Below are 20087 nucleotides of genomic sequence, written 5' to 3'. Positions count from 1 at the left end.
AGCGCTTGAAAAAGGAGGTGATACGTACATGCATATTGCCGCTTCTGGGTACTATGGAATGGGAAACTTCGGTGATGATTTATTTCTTCACACCCTTCGCCAAGTATTCCACGATCATCACGTCTATCCCTGGAACTCCCGATTGGATCCCCGTCAGACGGATGCCTTCATCATCGGTGGTGGAGATTTAATTACACCATACTCGTTCAGTCCCTATTACTTCCCCCCTCAGCTCGTAGGACAGCCCACTTGGGTCTATGGCGTCGGCATTGTGGATGCCTACCCCGAACACACCTGGCCTGAAGAGCAGGTATCCGCCTACCGGGATATCATCTCCAAGGCAAACCGAGCGGTGTTCCGGGATGAACGATCGTCGGACATCGCCAAGCGGGCAGGCTTCCACCGTAATGTCGAGACAGCTCCTGACATGGTATTCGGCTATCGTCAGCCCGATATCCCGGTGAAACGTTTCTCTAAACGTCCAACGATTGGTGTCGTTGTGTTTTCCTATGAATCATTTCCGATGGACAACATGACCAAACTGCTGGCACATCTTATCGCCAAAGGCTATCATGCCGTCCTTATCCCGGTCATTCATCATCCGGGCAACGCGTACTCCGATTACAACACATGTCTGCAATTGCAGAAAAAGGTAAAGGAGTCTACGCCCGGCGCTTCCATTGAGACGCTGCCGTTTCTCATGGATATTGAGCTCACTTATCGTTTCATCCAATCTGTCGACTATTTGATATCATTCAAACTTCACCCGTCGCTAGCCGCTTTACGGGGCGGCAAACCTGTACTGGCGCTTAGCACCATGAGCAAAGTGCATAGTCTGCTGAGCTCTTTTCGTCTCAGTCAGTACTTTACGGATTATCGTCAGCCGCTTGATGTTCTGGTCGACAAAACCGAAAGCTTCCTTAAATACGGCCCCGGTCATGTGCAGCAGATTATGCCCATGATCCGCGCGACGGAGGAAGAAAGCACTGCTTCGCTTCTGGATTTAAAGAAGCATATCGAAGAGCACAACCGTTGGTAATACAGAAAGGAGAATGACTATGTGTTGCTTCCTGTTCTGCAGAAGACTTGCAAGGCGAGTCAAGATGTTAACACGGCAGGTCGAGCTTCTAAGCCAGGAAATCAGTCAATTAACCGAACGGGTAGAGTCACTGGAGAGTCAAGTCCTCACGGGTTTAACGATTATTCCGGAGCTGATTCAATATTTCGAAGTTCGTACCGGTCAACAAGTACGGGTTAGCACAACGTTTGTCACCTTGGAAGGGGTCGTTTTGGCTACCGCCGAAGATGGTGTTCAGCTCCGTGAAGCATCGGGTGACCTTGTGCTGATTCCATTCGCCAGTATTACATCCGTTCAGTAATTCCTTCGAATGATGCTGGATATCAGCTTCAAACTTTCATTACGGCAAGGAGGTTAACCGATATGCGCTACGTGGATTGGCTGCAGGGATTTATCGGCTCGGAAACCGAAGTAACGGTGTCCGGAGATGTGATCATTGGCACGCTTACCAAAGTGGGCGAAGGAACCATCATCTTAAAAGTACCGCCAATTATCTATGGTCCTCCTACAGATACGGCCATCATCCCGCTTCGTTCAATTGAATTCGTTCGGATTGTCTCTTCATAAAAAGCATGTGCCCGCAGATCGAGCCGAACATGAAGAAGGACCGAAAGTATATCTTTCGGTCCTTCTATATACATATTCGATTAGACCAGTGTCTAGTCTTGTTGTTCTACAGCATTCTCTTCTTCTTTAATCAAACCCGCAAAGAGGGCATGAACGAACTGCTCGGAGTCAAAGGTCTGGAGGTCGCCCATTTTCTCTCCCAAGCCTACCAGTTTCACCGGAAGATTCAACTCTTGACGAATCGCGATCACGATGCCACCCTTAGCCGTGCCATCCAGCTTGGTTAATACGAGGCCGGTCACGCCGCTCTTCTCCCCAAACAGCTTCGCTTGGCTCAGCGCATTCTGTCCTGTCGTCGCATCAAGGACCATCAGTACCTCATGCGGGGCACTCGGAATTTCACGTTGAATGACGCGGAAGATTTTATTCAACTCTTCCATCAGATTCGTTTTGTTCTGAAGGCGTCCCGCCGTATCACAGAGCAGAACATCCGCTTGCCGCTGCTTGGCTGCTTGAACCGCATCGAACATAACAGCTGCCGGGTCTGAGCCGGGCTGCTGTTTAATGACTTCAACGCCAACCCGTTCTCCCCATACTTCCAGCTGTTCAATCGCACCTGCACGGAACGTGTCGCCCGCTGCGAGCAAAACCTTCTTGCCCTCCTGCTTGTAACGATGCGCCAGCTTGCCGATCGTAGTTGTTTTACCGACTCCGTTAACGCCGACAAACAGAATGACCGTAATGCCATCTGGATTCTCCCGCAGCTCATTGCTGCTGTCATCACGAAGGAGTCCCATCAGCTTCTCTGACAATACTGGCTGCAGATCGGCAGCGTCTTCAATCCGCCGTTTCTTCACTTCGGCACGAAGATCGTCCATCAGATCCATCACGGTATTCACGCCGACATCAGCACCAATCAGAATCTCTTCCAATTCCTCGTAGAATTCTTCATCGATTTTTTTTCGGCGAATCACCAGGTCCGACACTTTCTCGATAAAACCCTTCCGAGTTTTCTCGAGTCCGTCGCGGAACTGTTTTGTTACATTTTCCGTTTTGCTGGAAATGCTCTCTTTTAACTTCTTAAAAAAGCTCATACGTACCCTCCATGTCGTTATGTTAAATTAGGCAATCTCCGCTTCCTCATTCTCAAGCTTGACGGACACCAGCTTCGACACGCCGCCTTCTTCCATCGTGACGCCGTACAGCACATCCGCCTCTTCCATCGTCCCTTTGCGGTGGGTGACCACAATAAACTGCGTTTGTTCAGAGAACTCCCGCAAATACTGGGCAAATCGGACCACGTTCGCTTCATCCAGCGCCGCTTCGACCTCATCCAGTACGCAGAACGGAACCGGCTTCACCTGCAAAATGGCAAATAGCAGCGCCATAGCGGTTAATGCACGCTCTCCGCCGGAGAGCAGCTGCAGATTTTGCAGCTTCTTGCCAGGGGGCTGTGCGACGATATCGATCCCCGTCTCAAGCAATCGATCCGGATCGATCAGGACCAGGTCGGCTCGTCCACCTCCGAACAACTTCGTAAATACCGTGCCGAACTCGCGCCGGATCGCATCGAACGTCAGCTTGAAGCGCTTGGACATTTCATCGTCCATTTCCTTAATGACCTGGTACAGCGTTGTCTTCGCTTCAACCAGATCCGCCTTTTGCTCACTCAAGAACAGATATCTCTCATTGACACGCTGATACTCTTCAATAGCCCCAAGATTCACATCTCCGAGGGAAGTTATCGACCTCTTCAAATCACGCACTTCGTTCTGAGCGGCAGTGATGTCTTCCGGAATCGGATACCGCTGCTTGGCAAGCTCATAACTCAGCTCATAGTCCTCGCTTAATTTTTTCAATATATTCTCAAGCTCAACATCGAGCCGGTTTACCCCAATCTCGGTCTGGCGAAGCTGATCATCCACGGACCGCAGCTGCGTGCGCTGTTCCTTGGTTTCGCTCTCTTCCAGCTCCAGCTTCCGGCTTAGCGCGGTGCGTGCAGCCCGTTTGAATTCAAGCTGCTGCGTCGCCTCTTCCTTCTTCAGCTTGTACTGGTTCAGATCCTCGATCTGCTTCACGCTTTCGCTTTCGTTCTGATTCAGGTCGGCTTGAACGGAGGCCAGCATCGTGCGGTTCTGCTTCTGCTCCTTCTCATGGTTGTCGACATCCGACTGAAGGCGCTTGAGCTGTTCCTCCAGTGAGAAGGTTTCCTGATCCAGCTTTCCTTCGCGAACCTTGAGGTTCGTCAACTGACTTTGAAGCTCTTCCTTCGCCGATTCATTTGCTTTCCGGGCAAACTCTGCAGCTTGAATGGCCAGATGGGTCGATTTCTCTTCTTCCTCCAGCTCGGACAACAGCTTCTGCGCGCGTTCACGGCTTGCCTGAATCTCTTTGGCTTCCTTCTCTTGACTGCTCTTCTCTTCGCCTGCCAGCTCGGCTTGTTCGAGGACGTGGCGCAGCTCATGCTCAAGCTGCTTGCGGTCCCCTGCAGCCTGCTGTTCCTCAATCCTCTTATCGTCTCCGGCTTTACGGAGCTCGTCCAGCTTATCCTGAGATTCAATCATTTGATTCCGGACGCCTTCAATGCCCTGCTGCAGCTTCTCCAGCTGCTTCTCGGTTTCCGAAATTTCCTGATCGAGCTGATCCAATTGACGCTTGCGTCCCAGCAGACTGTTCGTTTTCTTGTGCTGACTACCGCCTGTCATGGATCCGCCTGCATTGACCACGTCTCCCTCGAGCGTGACTACACGGAAGCGATAGGAGAATCTGGCGGCAATTTTGTTCGCTTGCTCCAAGGTCTCGGCGATCACGACATTGCCCAAAAGGCTGCCGACGATGTTGCTATATCTGGAATCATACTTCACCAACTCGGAGCCAAAGCCTACAAACCCGGCTTCCCCTTCTGCCAAATGCCGGTCGGATGCGGATACATTCCGCGGACGAATGACGTCCAGAGGCAGAAAGGTCGCCCGACCTAACTGGCGCTGCTTCAGGAAGGCAATCGCCTGCCTGGATACGGATTCGTTCTCCATGACGATATGCTGAACCGATGCGCCAAGTGCGGTCTCCATCGCAAGCTCAAGCTTTTCCGGTACACGAATAAGCTCGGCCACAGCACCATGGACGCCATGGAGCACGGATTTGCGGGATGCCTTCAGCACTTCCTTAACACCTAGCATAAATCCGTCAAAATCGTCCTGAAGCTCTTTCATGGTATCGCGGCGGGAAATTTGCGCTTCTCGCTTCTGCTCCCATTTCCGAAGGGCTCCCTGCGTCTCTTCCTGCAATTTCTGCAGGGATTGATATCGCTCGCTCTCGCTGATATAACCGCTGCGAAGGTCGGCAATCTCTTTACCGAAGCGTTCAATGCTTCGATCGATACTCTCTTTGCGGCGGAGCAAATCCTCTTTCAGGGCTTCCCACTTACCTGACTCTTCTTGTGCTCGATTCATCCGCCGGTCCAGCGCCTCCTGCTGCTGGTCCGCATACCGGATTTCATTCCGCGCTTGAGCCATTTGGTTCATAAGCTCCAGCAAATTCCCCTTCAAGCTCTCTTCCTGCTGCTGACTGATTCCGCCAGTTACGCCCACCAGCTTCGCTTCTTCCGCTGACAGCTGATCCCGCACCTGGGTTAATTCCTGCTGGAGCTCTTGCAGCTTGCTCTTCATGCTCGCAAGCTCGCTTACGCGCTCTCCCAAACGATGATCGCCTGATTGCAAACTTTCTTCCAACTGCTCGCGCGTACGTTCCAGGTTACGGCGGCGCTCCTTAAGCACCTCGCCATAGCCTTCGCTCTTCTCAAACAGCTCGCTGAATTGGAGCAGCTGGCTCTGCAGATCCTCAACTTCCTGCTCCAGTTGGCGCAGTGCCGATCTGTCACTCTCCAGCTTGGCATCATGCGCGGATACAACGGTGGACAGAGCAAGCTGCTCTTCCTTCAGCTGCTCCAGCTTGGCATTGGCCTCGCTCCATGAGGTATGTATCTGTTCGATCTGATACACATACAGAGAGATTTCCTTGTGCTTCAGTTCTTCCCGAAGTTCCTTGTAGCGAATAGCCTTCTCGGACTGCTCTTTCAGCGGTCCGATCTGATCCTCAAGCTCTGTAACCAAGTCGTGGATACGAAGCAGGTTTTGCTCCGTTTCATCCAGCTTGCGCACAGACTCTTTTTTACGAGATTTATATTTAACGATCCCGGATGCTTCCTCAAAAATCCCCCGGCGATCTTCTGAACGTGTACTCAAAATTTCCTCAATGCGACCTTGTCCAATAATGGAATAGGCTTCTTTACCGATTCCGGTGTCCATGAACAGCTCCGTAATATCCTTGAGTCGGCACGATTGCCGATTAATGAAATACTCGCTGTCCCCGCTGCGGTGCACTCGTCTGGTTACGGTTACCTCGTTAAAATCCAGCGGCAGCACATGGTCCTCGTTGTCCAGCGTAAGGGAGACCTCTCCATAATTAACCGCTTTGCGCGCATCACTCCCGGCAAAGATAATATCCTCCATCTTGCCGCCGCGAAGCGATTTGGCACTTTGCTCGCCAAGCACCCAGCGGATCCCATCGGAAATGTTACTCTTACCGCTGCCATTCGGACCTACAACGGCTGTAATTCCCCGGACAAATTCCATCTCCGTCTTGTCGGCAAACGATTTAAATCCTGCTAACTCGATCCGTTTCAAAAACATATTCGACCTATCACCTCTCCTGCTATTGTACCATAAGTAGAATCGGCTTCACCGCCGTCTTTGGACGAGGTCCATTAACGTAATAGCAGCTGTCCCTTTATAAAGACAGACAACGAAAAGAGCAAAAAACAGTCATCCTATCCGGGTCCGGTTATCCGCTTGACTGCTCTTTGCTCTTTGTTTGTCATCACATCAGCGAAGCTTTAGGCATCCGCACGTTTCAGCTGCTTTAGGGCTACTGCCGCTGCCTGCTGCTCGGCTTCTTTCTTGGATCTGCCGCTTCCACGTCCAAGACATTCGCTTCCCATGTAAACCTCCGAGACAAACTCCCGCTCATGTGCCGGTCCTCGCTCTTCTACGATACGATATTCCAGTGCGCCCATGCCGTGATGCTGGGTCAGTTCCTGAAGCTCGGTCTTATAATCGCTCATCTGCGGACGACCGTTGACGGTCACCGTGGGAAAGACATGGTCGCTTAAAAACCGGCGAACCGCTTCCAATCCCTGATCCAGATAAAGCGCCCCCACAAATGACTCAAATACGTCTGCCAGAAGAGCCGGGCGGGTTCGACCGCCCGTCATTTCCTCTCCTTTGCCTAGCAGAACGTAACGTCCAAAATCCAGACCTACAGCGAATTGAACCAAGGAAGGCTCGCATACGATAGCGGCCCGCAGCTTGGTTAACTCACCTTCCGGACGGTCCGGAAATAGGTTGTATAAGAATTCGCTCACCGTCAGCTCCAGAACTGCATCCCCGAGAAATTCAAGACGCTCGTTGTCCTGGCTCTGACTGAAGCGATGTTCGTTTACATAAGATGCGTGGGTAAAGGCCTGCTTCAGCAGCATTGCATTGCGAAACTGGATTTGAAGTTTATGCTGTAACTGCTTCAGATCTCCACTCAACACACTGTCCCCTTACTCGGCGTATTTTTTCAGGATAATCGTAGCATTATGCCCGCCAAATCCAAACGAATTGGACATGACGATATCCAAATCGGCTTTACGCGGGTGATTCGGTACATAGTCAAGATCACACTCCGGATCTTGATCCTCCAGGTTAATCGTTGGTGCAATGATTTGGTTCTTCAAGCTCAGTCCGCAGATAACGGCCTCAACGCCGCCAGCAGCTCCAAGCAGGTGACCTGTCATCGACTTGGTCGAGCTAACGGCCACTTTATAGGCATGGTCACCGAGAGCCATCTTAACGGCCTTCGTTTCCGAGCGGTCACCCACCGGCGTTGAAGTCCCGTGAGCATTAATGTAATCCACTTCCTCCGGCGCAATGCCTGCGTCACGGATCGCCATCTTCATGCAGCGGGCTGCTCCATCCGGATCCGGCTCGGTAATATGATGGGCATCGGCACTAAGGCCATAGCCAACCACCTCGGCATAAATGTTGGCACCGCGTTTCAACGCATGCTCCAGGGATTCGATCACAAGTACGCCAGCGCCTTCACCCATTACAAAACCGTCGCGGCCCGTATCGAATGGCCGGCTGGCTTTCTCCGGCTCGTCATTGCGGGTTGACATTGCACGCATAGCGCAGAAACCAGCCATCCCTGTTGGACGAATGGTTGCCTCGGCCCCGCCGCAGATCATGACATCCGCATCACCACGCTGAATCAGACGATATGAATCGCCGATCGAATGTGTTCCGGTAGCACAAGCCGTAACCTGTGTGGTGTTCGGACCCTTGGCTCCCAGATTGATCGACATCTGGCCTGAGGCCATGTTTGCGATCATCATCGGAATAAAGAATGGGCTTACACGTTTCGGGCCCTTCTCGAGCAGGATATTATGCTGATCCTCCCAAGTTCCCAAACCGCCGATACCCGATCCGATCGATACGCCAACACGCTCTGCATCGGCATTCACGCCAATTTCAAGACCACTGTCCTCAAGCGCCTTCGAACCGGCTGCAACCGCAAGCTGTACAAATCGGTCCATCCTGCGGGCTTCTTTGCGATCCATGTAATCCTCAGGATTAAAATCCTTCATGGATGCTGCGATTTGCGTTGTGTAATCACTCACATCAAATGCTTCGATGCGGGATACGCCAGACTTGCCTTCCATCAAACTGTTCCAGAATGTATCCAGGTCTTGACCAATCGAAGTCATGACTCCCATTCCTGTTACAACGACTCTATGTTTCAAACAGACTCACCTCTATGTGGACTGCCCGTCCATCTATGAGGCCGCACACGCAGACTCATGATAACGAAGGCAGTAATAATCTATCACTTGTTCGTGCTAAAGCTTGGATTGAATGTGGAGAAGTCCCGTCTTGCTAAAGAACGGGACTTAACTGTAATGACTTAGGTATGAGATTGTATGTAATTTACAACTTCACCTACGGTCGTAATTTTCTCCGCATCTTCATCAGAGATCTCCATATCAAACTCATCTTCCAACTCCATCACCAATTCAACTACATCGAGAGAATCAGCTCCAAGGTCGTCTTTGAAAGATGCTTCTAATGTTACGTCGGCTTCGTCAACACCCAGGCGGTCGATAACGATGCGTTTCACGCGTTCCAATACATCGGACATCCGGCTCACCTCCTCTTGGTAATTATACGAGATATGACTTCAAATTGCCATAGAAGGCATTTGAAAACGTTTTAATGCCCGGCGGCCAGCGCCGGAACAGTAGCGGCGTCTACATATACATGCCGCCATCCACATGCAGCACTTGTCCAGTCATATAGGATGCACTGGAAGATGCTAGAAAAGCAACCACGCCGGCAATCTCCTCCGGCTGACCCAGTCGGGCGAGCGGAATTCCGCCAAGCAGGCCTTCCCGCATGTCCTCAGGAAGTTCCCGGGTCATATCGGTATCGATAAAACCAGGAGCCACAGCGTTCACCGTAATCCCGCGGGAAGCCAATTCCCGCGCGGCTGATTTGGTCAGACCGATGACTCCGGCTTTGGCCGCAACATAGTTGGCTTGCCCCGGATTACCAAGCGCTCCGACAACGGAGGATATATTGATAATGCGTCCATAACGTTGTTTCATCATGGGACGCGTCACCGCCTTAAGACAATTGAATACCCCTTTAAGATTCGTTTCGATCACCTGATCGAACTCCTCTTCCTTCATCCGCATGATTAGATTATCTCTAGTAATCCCTGCATTATTCACCAGGATATCAATTCGACCAAAAGTCTCCATCACCTGCTTTACCATGGCATCGGCTTCTTCAGTCCGTCCAACGTTGGATTTAACCGCGATGGCCGATACGCCCTTTGCGCGAATCGCCTCCACAACCTCGGTTGCGGCCGCTTCGCTTCCTGCATAATTGACAGCAACGTTAGCGCCCAGATCAGCAAGTCCAAGAGCAATGCTCCGGCCAATGCCGCGGGAAGCACCCGTAACAAGCGCAGTCTGTCCTTTTAGAGCTTCACTCATACCTATTCCTCCTTTCCAGAGTGATCTGGTTTTTATCCATCGTTATTTATACTACGGTCTCCAAACCGCTGACGCTGTCCAGACTATTTACATTAATGACTTTGACGGATTTGTCAATCTTCTTGATCAAACCGCTGAGTACACTGCCAGGACCAATCTCGACGAAGGTATCCACGCCTTGAGCGATCATCCATTCCACGCTGTCATGCCATAACACAGGGGAGTATACCTGTTCCACCAGCAAACCGCGGATGGCAGCGGCATCTTCCACCGAACGCGCCGTCACATTGGCAACTACCGGCACGGAAGGGGTATTAAACGCAGCCTGCTCCAGTTTACCAGCCAACCGGTCAGCCGCCTCCTTCATCAAGGTCGAATGGAAGGGTCCGCTAACCTCCAGGGGGATAGCCCGCTTGCCGCCAGCTTCCTTCACTCTTTCTGCAGCAGCTGCGACGCCTTGAGCTGAACCCGAGATGACGATTTGCCCCGGACAGTTCATGTTCGCAAGTTCTACAACATGTCCCTCTGCCGAAATGCGCTCGCACAGCTCTGACAAAGCCTCACGATCTGCGCCAAGCACGGCTGCCATTGCGCCTTGACCTCCGGGAACGGCTGCCTCCATGTATTCTCCGCGGGCTCTGACGATCGACACAGCTTCTTCGAACGAAAGCACGCCTGCACATACAAGTGCACTGTATTCGCCGAGGGAATGGCCCGCAACGTAATCCGGTTCGATCCCCTTTCCGCGAATGGCTTCCAGGTAAGCCATGCTGGTTGCGAGTAGAGCTGGCTGAGTGTTTACCGTTTGTTTCAAATCTTCATCAGGACCATTAAAAATAATGGAGCTGAGCGGAAATCCAAGCTGATCATCCGCGGCTAGAAAAAGATCCCTTGCGGCAGGAACCGCATCATAGGCATCCTTACCCATTCCGACGGACTGAGCGCCTTGACCAGGAAATATAAATGCTGTTTTACCCAAAATCGTGAGCTCCCTTCTCTTATTTCACTAGGCCTAAAAGCTGTTATGTTTACCAGATAAGTACGGAGGAACCCCATGTTAATCCGCCACCAAACCCAACCATCAACACCTTGTCTCCTTCTTTCAGGCGGCCGGACTCCTGTGCTTCGACAAGAGCTAGCGGCACGGAAGCGGCTGAGGTATTGGCGTATTTATCAACATTGATCATGACTTTCTCTTCCGGAAGCTCCAAACGCTCCATGGCAGATTTAATAATCCGGATGTTGGCTTGATGAGGAATGAATAAGTCGATATCCTTTTTGTCGATGCCTGCTTTGGATAATACAGCTTCCGTGGCAGATCCCATTACCCGTACCGCAAATTTGAACACTTCGCGGCCGTTCATATAAATAAAGTGTTTATTCGTGTTAATTGTTTCAGCAGAAGCCGGTAATCTCGAACCTCCTGCCTCAATGTACAGATGCGCTCCACCTGCACCTTCCGCACCAAGATCAAAGGCTTGGAACCCGCGGCCTTCCGGCACTTCGCCGACAATCGCCGCTCCGGCACCGTCGCCAAATAGAACGCAGGTATTACGGTCGGTATAGTCCGTAATGCGGGACAAGCAGTCCACCCCGATCACCAAAGCATTGTTATACATGCCCGTCTTCACGAAATTTGTAGCTGTAGCCAGGCCGTATACAAATCCCGAGCAAGCAGCCGACAGGTCAAATGCCGCCGCTTTTTTGGCTCCAAGCCGATCCTGAAGCAAACATGCGGTCGATGGAAAGAACATATCCGGCGTAATGGTCGCCACAATAATCAAGTCCAGATCCTCGGCGTTCATTCCGGCTGATTTCAGCGCGTTCACAGCAGCGTGGTAAGCCAAATCCGACGTCGCTTCATGCGGAGCGGCAATATGCCGTTCCCGGATTCCCGTCATGGAGACAATCCATTCATCGCTTGTATCTACCATTTTCTCTAAATCACGATTTGACAATATTTTTTCAGGTACGTATTTGCCTGTGCCAATAATACCGACTGGACGCAAATTGTTCATTTCCTCACTCACTTCCCGCTGATTTCATTCGAAATACTCTCTACCAATCGGTTCTGCAGCGCCGTCCGCGCTTGGCGAACCCCATTCTTGATGGCGTTCGCATCCGATGAACCATGGCTCTTAACGACCAGACCGCCCAGACCAAGCAGAGGCGCTCCACCATGCTCCTTATAATCAAGCGTCGATTTCAGGCTGCGAAGCTCTGGCATCATCAAGGCGGCAGCCATCTTGGTCTTAAGAGACTTGCTGAACTGCTCCTTCAACAGCGAAAAGAGTGCGCCAGCTGTTCCTTCAATCGATTTCAACAAAATATTGCCCGAGAACCCGTCACATACGAGTACATCACAAACACCGTTCATGACATCGCGGGACTCAACATTGCCAACAAAATGAATGGGCAGCTCCTCCAGCAACGGATAAGCATGCTTCGTCAGTTCATTGCCCTTGCCCGGCTCGGTACCGACATTTAACAGCCCGACCCGAGGTTTGGTGATTCCATGCACCTTCTCGCGATACAGGCTGCCCATTAATGCGTACTGCTGCAGATGCTCAGGCTTCGAATCCATATTCGCTCCAAGATCCAAGGCGAGCATCCCCTTGCCATCGAGAGTAGGAATCATTGGCGCAAGCGCAGGCCGCTCAATCCCCTTCATCCTGCCCACGACGAGTAGTCCGGTCGTCATGAGGGCCCCCGTATTGCCTGCCGAGATCATGGCATCGGCTTCACCTTCGCGAATCATGCGACCCGCCACAACCATTGAAGCATCCTTCTTCCGGCGGACAGCCTTTACCGGCTCATCCTCCGCTTCTATGACTTCACTTGCATGAACCACCTTCAGATTGGACGGTTTGTCCTTCAACAGTGCTCCAATCTGCGCTTCATCCCCTACGAGAATGATCTCGGTATCGCTCCATTCCTGTGCAGCAATGAGCGCGCCTTCGACGTTACTCTGGGGAGCGTTGTCGCCGCCCATCGCATCAATCGCAATTCTCATGCCAAACTTCCTCCTTTACTTATGTCATTCTCCTGCAGATCGGTAGATTACGAAATTCCCTTGAAACACCATTTCATCAGCGACATAAGTAAACACTTCCACCTTGGCCTTTCCCTTCTGGCCGGCAATGGACCTAACGTAGGCTTTGGCAATGCATTTCTCGCCGAGACGCACCTGTCTCAAAAACCGTATATCCGCTGAAGACGTCAACGCGATTTCTTCATTGATTACGGCAATGGCAAGTGAATTGGCTTGAGCGAACACATAATGACCGCGGGCAATTCGCGTTTTGCTGAATACATGTTCCTCACGGATTTCAAATATCGATATTCCGCTCTTGTCCAACTGCAAGTCAACGACATCCCCGATCACCTCTTCGAGTGACAAGGAACGAACCTGGTCATAAGAATGCTCCGCCATCTGCTTCATTCGCTCACGAAGCTCCGGGATGCCAAGTTCCATACGGTCAAGGCGTATCGTCTGAATGCTCACTTTAAGCTGGCGAGTCAACTCGCGGTCTGTAACAAAGGGATTCTCGTCGATCAGCTGAATCAGCCGCTGGTGACGGTCTTTCTTGGATAAACGATCGATGACGAAACAACTCCTTCTGCCGCTATGAAAGCCGCCATTCTTCAAACATACATATATGTAAATTAGTCGCAAATATTAGAACCTGGTACTAATGTTAAGTATAAATCATGTCACGTTAAAAAGAAAGGGGGACTTCAGACAAAAAAAATAGCACCTCACCAAAGATGAAGTACTACTTATTTAAAAATTATTGTTTGATGATCTCTCTTGCCTTATACGTTCCGCATACTTTACATACGCGATGAGCAAGTTTCAATTCTCCGCATTGCTCGCATTTCACCATGCCTGGCACAGCCAGCTTAAAATGAGTACGACGCTTGTCACGACGTGTTTTGGACGTTCTACGTTGAGGTACTGCCATGTTCCCACCTCCTTATCAATTCAACCCGCTGAACACGGGTGCCAAATCCATCATCATTTAAAGAAGTCCTTCAGTCCGGCTAGCCTAGGATCGATCACTTCCGTATCGCAGTTGCACGTGCTTTCATTCAGGTCCTTGCCGCAATTCGGGCAGAGTCCCTTGCAGTCGGCTTTGCACACCGGAGCTAGCGGCAGGTGGAGCAAAAATGCTTCTTCTACATAGGGAGTGAGATCCACACTCTCACCTTGCACGTATGTAGTGTCATCATTCTCATCCTGAATCGATTCAGGATCTACCACCGGCTGGAATACTTCATGAAAAGGGATGTGCACATGTTCGCTGATCGGCTTCAGACAGCGGGAGCAATTCATCTCCAGCTCGCCTTGCAACCTTCCATGAACATCCACCGCACCAGAAATCGATGAGGCTGCTGTCAAATCCACGTCTAATGGCTGAACAGCAATAATGTCCTTCCGATCCTTAACGGCATTGCTTACATCCACGGTTTGATGGAACTGTAACGGTTGATCGCTGGTTGTCAATTTACGAAATTGAATTAGCATATCCATCACTCCAAACAAACAAAGATTATTATACCGATTACCAAAGACTTTTGTCAACAGGATAACCCTAAAGAACCATGATTGTTTCCCCGATATTTCTCACGCTACAACGAGATTATCACCCATATATGGCGATGAGCTTATTGTTGCAGGAACGTCCTGTAATTATGTTATATTCTTATCAAGGAGTTGAAACTAATGAAGACGGTTGGCATTGTCGTTGAATATAATCCCTTACATAACGGTCATGTTCTGCATTATCGTAAATCCAAAGAAGTAACAGGGGCGGATGCCGTTGTTGCAGTGATGAGCGGTCCGTTTCTCCAACGCGGCGAACCTGCTATTGCAGGCAAACGGGCACGCGCCGAAATGGCCCTTGCCATGGGAGTAGATCTGTGCATCGAGCTGCCGGTAACCTATGCCGTGCAGCCTGCAGAATGGTTTGCATACGGTGCGATAGCTATTCTGGAAGCTACCGGGGTGGTGGACTGTCTTTCCTTCGGATCGGAGAGCGGTACACTGGAGCAGCTTCTACCGCTGTCCCGTTCGCTTGCCAGCGAATCCGGCGAGCTCCAATCCGAAATTGAAAGGCATCTCCGGGAAGGCATGAACTTCCCGTCCGCTTACGGTGCTGCCGCTGCAACCCTATTCGGCGAGTCCCGACCAGCAATTGCCCATTTGCAAGAGCTGCTCACGCAGCCGAACAATTCCTTGGGCCTGCACTATCTGATTGCCCTCCACCGCCTGGGCAGCCGCATTACGCCCTACACCATTCCAAGAGAAAACGCGCACTACCACGATCCCTTGCCGGGAGACTCGTCCATTGCCAGTGCAACCGCCATCCGTAACATCATTCTTTCACAGGGCTTGGAAGCAGCCAGACCCTACATCCCCGAATTCACGCACAACATCATGGAGCGGGAAATGGAAAGCGGACTAGCTCCCGTCCACTGGGAACAGTTTCGTCAGCCGCTGTTTCAATCCCTACTCACGCATACACCCGCGCAGCTTGAAGGCTTCCTTGAAGTTACCGAAGGCTTGGAATATCGTGTTCAGCGCATGCTTGCGCAGTTGAAGCAGCCTACGGTTGGGTCTCTCCTCGAAGCGTTGAAGACCAAACGCTATACCCGCACCAAACTTCAGCGTATGCTCCTGCATATCATGCTCAATCATGACAAAGCATCCATGAATCGCGAGGAGCTGGCCAAAGGTCCGGGATATATCAGGGTCCTTGGCTTCAGCGACACAGGGCGTTCCTTGCTGAAACGAATGAAGCAGAGCGCCTCGCTACCTGTTATCCAGAAGCCGACAACGCTGGAGCATCCTCAGCTCGAGAGGGACCTGATGGCAGCCGCCGTATACGCCAACGGACACCCTAAGCCGGATATCCGCCATTACTACAGCGATTACCTGCTGCCGCCACTCACCCCTTAGGCGGCAGCTGCTCCAGATAATCTACTGCATCCTGCAGATCGTCAACCGGGACCAACTTCATATCCGTTTTGATTCGATCCGCCCGCTTCTTGGCTTCATCGTAATTTTTTTGCGGCACAAAAAAGATATCGGCTTCCTTCCGGTCAGCCGCCACGATCTTGTGTTTCACGCCGCCAATGGGACCTACGGCGCCTGATTTGTCAATGGTACCCGTTCCCGCTACCCGATAACCTCTGCTTAAATCACCTTCGGTGAGCTGGTTATAAATTTCAAGGGTAAAAATCAGTCCGGCTGAAGGTCCACCGATATTGGTATCCGCAAAATGAATCGTGTGATCGGGATTCGCCGGCTCTACACTTTGCATCGTTGCAATCATGACGCCAAGACCCGGACGCTCCGCCCCGGTCTTCTCATCCTTAATGCTAACAAGCTGAACCTGTTCTTTAACGGTTTTCCCCTTGCGTTCAAGCTCCACGGACACCACTTCCCCGATAGTTTTCTCGCTTAACAGGCTGGCAATTTTCTCATTATCCTCTGCCGGCTGCCCATCAATCTTGATCAATTTATCGCCAGGCCGGAAATGCTCGGCATTAGCAGATTTTTCGGAGATCGACATCACGAATACATAAGCAGGCTCGATACTGTAGTCAATACCAGCTTCTTGATAAGCGGCTTCCATTGCAGCGGACTGGGAAGAATTCATGTAATACACTTGTGTGGCTGCATATTCGTCCTTACTCTGATCTCCCATTTTCTCGGCCTTTTTCACAACCTCCGAATTGGGATTAAACGCAGACATCATTAACAAAACCATATTGGCATAGCTTGCCGACACGGTTGTCATCATAAATGTGCCCTCTTCCGCCGGATCGCTCTTCTCGACATTGATCATGGGGCGAACCTCCTCGGCGCTCCCCGGCTGGTATACAAGATAAGGGGTCGGCATATAAACGACAACGTACAGCATGACCCCAACCATTAATAAATACAGCGCAATTTTTAAGCCATTCGGTTTTACAGACTTCTTCATGTAGTTTCCTTCCCTCCGCCTTATATATCCAGCCTTCCACCAAGTTTGGTCTGACGGTTGTCTCCTTTGCATAAAGTTGTACTAGCCATGTTTACGCTGAAAGGAGATTCCTTATGAATAAAGACAACGCCGTCAAGTCATCAAACGGGCTGTGGAACACCATCCTGCTGGGTGCTGCCGCTTTCCTGCTTGTACTGGCTGTCGTCAGCGCGCCCGAACCTGCCTTCCAAGCCACCCTGCAAGCACTTAAGCTATGGTGGAATATCGTATTTCCCGCTTTGCTGCCGTTTCTCGTTCTGGTGGAAATACTCATCGCCTATGGCTGGGCCCATGGAGTTGGCGTACTGCTGGACCCTTTGATGAAAAAAACATTCAAACTTCCCGGTGCTGGCGGCTGGGTTCTTATAACAGGAATGACAGCCGGGTTCCCGGCAGGAGCGCAGGCCGCCTCCGGAATGTATAGACAAGGCGAGCTTCGTGCCGATGAGGCCGGAAGGCTCGCCGCTTTATCCCATTTCTGCAATCCAATGACCATTCTCGTTGTCATCGGAACTGGTCTGCTTCATCAACCGGAAGCTGGTTATCTGCTGCTGATCGTTCATTGGATTTCCGGACTGCTGGCCGCTTGGATATTCGGCCTTTTCCATAAACCGGCTTCTTCAGAAGGAACACGGCAGTTTACAGCATCGTTAAATAAAGTCCGATCAAGCAAATTTGCCCAACGTCCCCTCTTAAAAAGGGCAGCGACTGCGGCTCTGGAGGCCCATCAGCGGGATGGACGGAGCTTTGGCAAGTTACTGGGCGACTCCGTTACCCGTTCGGTTCAAACCTTAATGATGACAGGCGGCTTTATCTTGTTCTTCGCCGTCCTGACAAGAGTATTGACCGGTCACCTTCTGCCGCAGCTTCCGCCCTATCTTGTATCTGGACTATTGGAGGCCCATCTGGCAGCCCAATCCATCAGCTCATCGGCATTCCAAGCAGGCATATTGCAGCTGGCTGTACTGTCCGCCGCACTGGCATGGAGCGGAATCAGCGCTCAGCTGCAAAGCCTGTCGCTGATGCAGGAGACCGGTCTCTCTTGGCGTTACTTTATGGTGAAGCGAGCCTTGCATTCGGTGCTCGCCTTTGCGATTACACTGGCCATGTGGAAACCGTTCAGCGCCCTATCAGCAGGCATCGTACCAGCCTTCCGAACGGAACCACTGGATCACGCCAACGCGGATCAGCACTTCAACTTTTGGAGCGGATTGCCTTCATTCTTGCAGGTTCAAGGCGTAATCTGCTTATTATTGATAGCGGCGTTCTGGCTGTGTTCCCGTTTTATTGACCGTTATCGCCACTAAATTTACGGCGCATCGCGGTATGGACCTCGGGGCTGACCAGATCCGTTGTATCTCCATTAAAATGCGCGATTTCCTTTACAAGACTTGAGCTCAGGAACGAATATTTCGGGTGTGTCATCATAAAGATCGTCTCCGCATCCGGATTCAACTTATGATTGGTGGATGCTAATTGAAGTTCATATTCAAAGTCGGTCACCGTGCGGATCCCCCGTACAATGACCTGGGCATTCTTCTGGCGGATATAATTCGCCAGAAGGTCACGGAAGCTGTCGATTTCCACATTCGGAAGATGTGCTGTTTCCTGTCTCAAGAGATCCTTGCGCTCTTCAATCGTGAACAGCGGGTTCTTGCTTAGATTATTCAACACGGCCACAATCAGCAGATCAAACTGCTTGGAAGCGCGTGTGATAATATCCATATGTCCCATGGTGACCGGATCAAAACTTCCCGGGTATACGGCAACACGGTATGTACTAGTATTCTCATTTCTCATCCTGTAATTCCTCCTCATCAAGCTCTGACGCTTGATCTTGCGCTGTGTCGTAACGGTATATCGATATGGCGGCTTCTCCGTACTTCGCAGTCCGGAAACAACAAAAGTCACCAAATTTCTCAGGATAATTGTAGCTTGATTCGTATTCCAATACCACCACAGCTGAATCTTGCAGCAAACCTCGCTCTGCCATGTCCAGCATCAGCTCATCACCATTCTTAAACCTGTATGGCGGGTCCAAAAAGACCAGATCGAAGCTGTAGCCGCGCTTTTCTAGCGCTTTAAGCGCTCGTGCCGCATCATTGCGGTACACCTCGGCGCCTTCTTCAAGCCTGGTTGCCTTCAAATTATCCTTGATCGTACTGATGCTCTTCGGCTCCACATCAATAAAAACAGCACGTTCCATCCCCCGGCTTAATGCCTCAATGCCAAGGCCTCCTGTGCCTGCGAACAGGTCAAGCAGGACGCCCCCCTCAAAGTAAGGACCGATCATACTGAATATGGATTCTTTCACTTTATCCGTCGTCGGACGGGTGCTTGTACCAGGCACACTTTTGAGCGGCCGGCCCTTTGCACTTCCGGATACTACTCTCACTGCTTCATTCACCCGTTTCATTATCTATAAATTCATTGCCAAGACAACGCCATTGACAGTAATTATCGTAACACAATCATCCCATATATGAAAAACGAAACATAACGTCTCTCCATTTTTTTTCAAAGTCAGGTATATTTCTACCGCAGCCGGGCATCCTTGAAATATCGACATCAATGAATGTCGTAGACAACCGCGGAGAAGACTTACGTTTCCCCATAAGCTCTTCGTCCGGTTTCTCCTCTCCCATGAGGGAATCTCTTCGGAGGTTCCCGAACTAAATCCCTGTAACGGCAATGTCTATTACAGGGATTTAGTTCTTTTTTTTATGTTGAGCCGCTCACCTCGTTGAGCGGCTTTTTTCCATATCAATCCTCACCTTCTAGTCAGACGATTCACCTAACCTTATATGAAAAGCATAACCAATCCCTCTCAGCCAACGTTCTAACGATAAAGGGCATGATGGGAGGAACACGTGATGAACCTGTTTTTATATGCAGGATTGGCTTGCCTGTTGATTGCAACGCTTCTATCCGGAGCGTTTATTACGGGATACCAACAAAGAGCCAACTTCTATGCTGAATCCAAGGACGACCGCGCATCCAGAGAGAAAGTAGCCAACTGGTTCTTTTTAGCCGGTTTCGTATTTCTTGCGGTCGCCGGCATTGTGTATTTGTTCCGCTAAGTTGGCACTGTGAACATTTGCTCGCTCCCCGCAGCGCAGAATAAAAGCACAGAAGCACCGTTCAGGAAATTCGCCAAAATCGAAACGATGAAGAATGATTTATACGAGGCTTTATTGATATTGAGGGGGAACTGATATTACTTAATCAGGTTTCTGCTAACGATGATCCCCTTGGCAATCCCCTTAACTTAACACCGTTAGGCCGACGCAGTTCATCAAACAATCGCGAGCTT

General features: G+C 50.8%; 21 protein-coding genes. 6 read left to right on the top strand and 15 right to left on the bottom strand.

The genetic code is table 11. From position 1 onward, the window contains the following. The first annotated feature begins 28 nt into the window (after positions 1-28). The 3 genes from AB4124_RS20090 (at position 29) to AB4124_RS20080 (ending at position 1645) form a co-directional block, all read left to right on the top strand. Positions 29-1039, top strand: coding sequence for a polysaccharide pyruvyl transferase family protein (locus AB4124_RS20090; RefSeq protein ID WP_441973987.1), 1011 nt, complete (start codon positions 29-31; stop codon positions 1037-1039). A gap of 64 nt (positions 1040-1103) precedes the next feature. Next, positions 1104-1379 (top strand): hypothetical protein, encoded by a 276-nt coding sequence (locus AB4124_RS20085; protein WP_430105098.1) that lies wholly within the window; start codon positions 1104-1106, stop codon positions 1377-1379. Between the two features lie 62 nt (positions 1380-1441). Beyond that, positions 1442-1645 (top strand): hypothetical protein, encoded by a 204-nt coding sequence (locus AB4124_RS20080; protein WP_430105099.1) that lies wholly within the window; start codon positions 1442-1444, stop codon positions 1643-1645. 92 nt (positions 1646-1737) lie between these two features. Here the strand turns inward: AB4124_RS20080 and ftsY are convergent, their stop codons facing one another. The 12 genes from ftsY to AB4124_RS20020 all read right to left on the bottom strand — a co-directional run bounded on the left by ftsY (position 1738) and on the right by AB4124_RS20020 (position 14271). Continuing rightward, a complete protein-coding gene (ftsY, locus tag AB4124_RS20075; RefSeq protein ID WP_098747111.1) occupies positions 1738-2739 on the bottom strand; it encodes a signal recognition particle-docking protein FtsY in 1002 nt (333 codons plus the stop codon). 27 nt (positions 2740-2766) lie between these two features. Then, positions 2767-6336 carry a chromosome segregation protein SMC gene (smc, locus tag AB4124_RS20070; RefSeq protein ID WP_430105101.1) on the bottom strand — a complete coding sequence of 1190 codons (3570 nt, stop codon included), beginning with the start codon at positions 6334-6336 and terminating at the stop codon, positions 2767-2769. 203 nt (positions 6337-6539) lie between these two features. Beyond that, positions 6540-7238: a ribonuclease III gene (rnc, locus tag AB4124_RS20065; protein ID WP_071220044.1), complete on the bottom strand. Its 699-nt coding sequence runs from the start codon at positions 7236-7238 to the stop codon at positions 6540-6542. A 12-nt stretch (positions 7239-7250) separates the two neighbouring features. Next, the gene (fabF, locus tag AB4124_RS20060; RefSeq protein WP_076325026.1) at positions 7251-8489 is read right to left on the bottom strand and encodes a beta-ketoacyl-ACP synthase II; all 1239 of its coding nucleotides are present in this window, start codon (positions 8487-8489) and stop codon (positions 7251-7253) included. 161 nt (positions 8490-8650) lie between these two features. After that, positions 8651-8884 (bottom strand): acyl carrier protein, encoded by a 234-nt coding sequence (acpP, locus tag AB4124_RS20055; RefSeq protein ID WP_006211375.1) that lies wholly within the window; start codon positions 8882-8884, stop codon positions 8651-8653. Between the two features lie 109 nt (positions 8885-8993). Beyond that, positions 8994-9743, bottom strand: coding sequence for a 3-oxoacyl-[acyl-carrier-protein] reductase (gene fabG, locus AB4124_RS20050; protein ID WP_339266271.1), 750 nt, complete (start codon positions 9741-9743; stop codon positions 8994-8996). A gap of 46 nt (positions 9744-9789) precedes the next feature. After that, positions 9790-10722, bottom strand: a complete 933-nt coding sequence (gene fabD, locus AB4124_RS20045) for an ACP S-malonyltransferase (protein WP_441973986.1) — start codon at positions 10720-10722, stop codon at positions 9790-9792. 49 nt (positions 10723-10771) lie between these two features. Continuing rightward, positions 10772-11761: a beta-ketoacyl-ACP synthase III gene (locus AB4124_RS20040; RefSeq protein WP_076325029.1), complete on the bottom strand. Its 990-nt coding sequence runs from the start codon at positions 11759-11761 to the stop codon at positions 10772-10774. A gap of 8 nt (positions 11762-11769) precedes the next feature. Then, positions 11770-12756 carry a phosphate acyltransferase PlsX gene (gene plsX, locus AB4124_RS20035; RefSeq protein ID WP_215156350.1) on the bottom strand — a complete coding sequence of 329 codons (987 nt, stop codon included), beginning with the start codon at positions 12754-12756 and terminating at the stop codon, positions 11770-11772. 24 nt (positions 12757-12780) lie between these two features. Next, positions 12781-13392, bottom strand: a complete 612-nt coding sequence (gene fapR, locus AB4124_RS20030) for a transcription factor FapR (RefSeq protein WP_179090709.1) — start codon at positions 13390-13392, stop codon at positions 12781-12783. A gap of 142 nt (positions 13393-13534) precedes the next feature. Beyond that, positions 13535-13708, bottom strand: coding sequence for a 50S ribosomal protein L32 (gene rpmF / locus AB4124_RS20025; RefSeq protein ID WP_006211382.1), 174 nt, complete (start codon positions 13706-13708; stop codon positions 13535-13537). Positions 13709-13761: 53 nt separating this feature from the next. Further along, positions 13762-14271, bottom strand: a complete 510-nt coding sequence (locus AB4124_RS20020; RefSeq protein WP_379404750.1) for a YceD family protein — start codon at positions 14269-14271, stop codon at positions 13762-13764. Between the two features lie 198 nt (positions 14272-14469). Here AB4124_RS20020 and AB4124_RS20015 point away from each other — a divergent pair, with 198 nt between their 5' ends. Then, entirely contained in the window at positions 14470-15705 is a 1236-nt protein-coding gene (locus tag AB4124_RS20015; RefSeq protein WP_441973985.1) for a nucleotidyltransferase, read from the top strand. Here AB4124_RS20015 and AB4124_RS20010 read toward each other — a convergent pair. Then, positions 15695-16735, bottom strand: coding sequence for a SepM family pheromone-processing serine protease (locus tag AB4124_RS20010; protein ID WP_076325033.1), 1041 nt, complete (start codon positions 16733-16735; stop codon positions 15695-15697). The two genes, AB4124_RS20015 and AB4124_RS20010, sit on opposite strands and share 11 nt — an antisense overlap. 113 nt (positions 16736-16848) lie before the next feature. Between AB4124_RS20010 and AB4124_RS20005 the strand changes: the two genes are divergently transcribed. Next, positions 16849-18081 carry a nucleoside recognition domain-containing protein gene (locus tag AB4124_RS20005; protein WP_441973984.1) on the top strand — a complete coding sequence of 411 codons (1233 nt, stop codon included), beginning with the start codon at positions 16849-16851 and terminating at the stop codon, positions 18079-18081. On the opposite strand, the gene coaD is transcribed toward AB4124_RS20005, so the two are convergent. Next, the gene (coaD, locus tag AB4124_RS20000) at positions 18059-18574 is read right to left on the bottom strand and encodes a pantetheine-phosphate adenylyltransferase (protein WP_441973983.1); all 516 of its coding nucleotides are present in this window, start codon (positions 18572-18574) and stop codon (positions 18059-18061) included. The genes AB4124_RS20005 and coaD overlap by 23 nt on opposite strands. After that, a complete protein-coding gene (gene rsmD, locus AB4124_RS19995; protein ID WP_076325254.1) occupies positions 18564-19169 on the bottom strand; it encodes a 16S rRNA (guanine(966)-N(2))-methyltransferase RsmD in 606 nt (201 codons plus the stop codon). Before rsmD ends, coaD begins: the two co-directional genes overlap by 11 nt. A gap of 478 nt (positions 19170-19647) precedes the next feature. Between rsmD and AB4124_RS19990 the strand changes: the two genes are divergently transcribed. Beyond that, on the top strand, positions 19648-19854 hold the full coding sequence (locus tag AB4124_RS19990) for a DUF5316 family protein (protein WP_441973982.1): 207 nt from the start codon (positions 19648-19650) through the stop codon (positions 19852-19854). The last annotated feature ends 233 nt before the right edge of the window (positions 19855-20087 follow it).

The sequence above is a fragment of the Paenibacillus sp. 2KB_20 genome, from assembly GCF_052115765.1.
Classification (GTDB): domain Bacteria; phylum Bacillota; class Bacilli; order Paenibacillales; family Paenibacillaceae; genus Paenibacillus_AQ.
Note: the sequence above shows the minus strand (reverse complement) of the source record. Positions and strands in the feature narration are given on the sequence as shown.